Raw genomic sequence first — 1165 nt, 5'->3', positions numbered from 1 at the left:
GGGACCGTTGCAAAACTCAGCGAAGATAGCCGGCGGATGAAGAATAGGCGCTGCAGGGGGCTTCCCGGGAGGGATTTGCACCTTGGTGTTTGCGGTTTTGAGGGTTTGGGTGGATTTCGGACGCAGTGCGACCGCGCTCAGCCCGTCAGCGTGACCCAGCGGCGCATGTTGAAGGCGATTGCCGCGATCAAGACCTGAGCGGCAGCTTTGGTGAGGCCGCGATAGCGAATGACGTTCAAGCCCATGCGCCGCTTCAAGGTGGCAAAGGTCGTCTCGACGGCGAAGCGCTGACGTGCGACCAGTCGATTGAAGCGCCTCAGACGTGCCGGCAACTGCCGATGATGTTTGTTGGCCCGCCGCATCAGTCTTGGCTTGATGCCTCGCTCTTTAAGCGCCAACTCGCGTGCCTTGGTGTGATAGGCCGCATCGGCCAGCACAGCCCCCTCATCGCCGCAGATGAGCCTGTCAGCTTCCACCGTGTCGTTGACGTTGGCCGGCGTCGTCACAACCCGTCGGATCAGACCGGAACCTTGATCCACTCCGACATGAGCCTTGTAGCCGTAGGAGAAGCCACCCTTGCCTTGGCGACGCGTGAACGCAGCCTCGCTATCCCTGCCAGTTGCCGCCCCCTCAGCCGACCCGTTGGGCGGCCGAGATGCTGCCGTCTCGATCACCGTGGCATCCAGCATCGTTCCGCGCCGCAAGATCAGTCCGGCTTTGTCCAACTGATGATCCAACTCGCCAAACAACTTCTCCAGCAGTCCCGCCTCGATCAGAAGGTTGCGGAACCGATTGAGTGTGGTGTGATCAGGTACGGCCTCTTCCAGCCCTAGGCCCACGAAGCGGCGGAACGACAGTCGATCGGCCAACGCCTCTTCCAATTCGCTGTCCGATAAGCCGTAGAGCGATTGCAGCAGAAGTGCCTTGAACATCATCAGCGAAGCATAGGCTGGACGGCCTGGGGCTTCGGGTTGACGCAATCGCGCCAGCAGCTTCTCGAAGCGATACCACTTCACCAGTTCCGAAAGCCGATCCAGATGGCCGCTGCGTGGTGACCGAACCAACGCGTCCACGAAGCTGAACTGACCGCTCGTCTTCACAACCATCGCAAACATCCCCCTGCTCAACGCAGGGAATCACAACCACCTAATTTTGCAACGGTCCC

1 protein-coding gene is annotated in these 1165 nt (G+C 60.4%); it reads right to left on the bottom strand.

Translation table 11 applies throughout. The annotated features are described in order from the left end of the window. Window positions 1-137 precede the first annotated feature (137 nt). Entirely contained in the window at window positions 138-1106 is a 969-nt protein-coding gene (locus tag AC3WTO_RS31115) for an IS5 family transposase (RefSeq protein ID WP_492465085.1), read from the bottom strand. Between the last annotated feature and the right edge of the window lie 59 nt (window positions 1107-1165).

The organism is Mesorhizobium sp. EU05-FHT14A09, assembly GCF_058790995.1.
This window is presented reverse-complemented; position numbering and strand designations above follow the sequence as displayed.

Coding starts and splice junctions, on each gene's coding strand:
- AC3WTO_RS31115 (WP_492465085.1), bottom strand. CDS start 1,106: ATGGTTGTGAAGACGAGCGGTCAGTTCAGCTTCGTGGACGCGTTGGTT.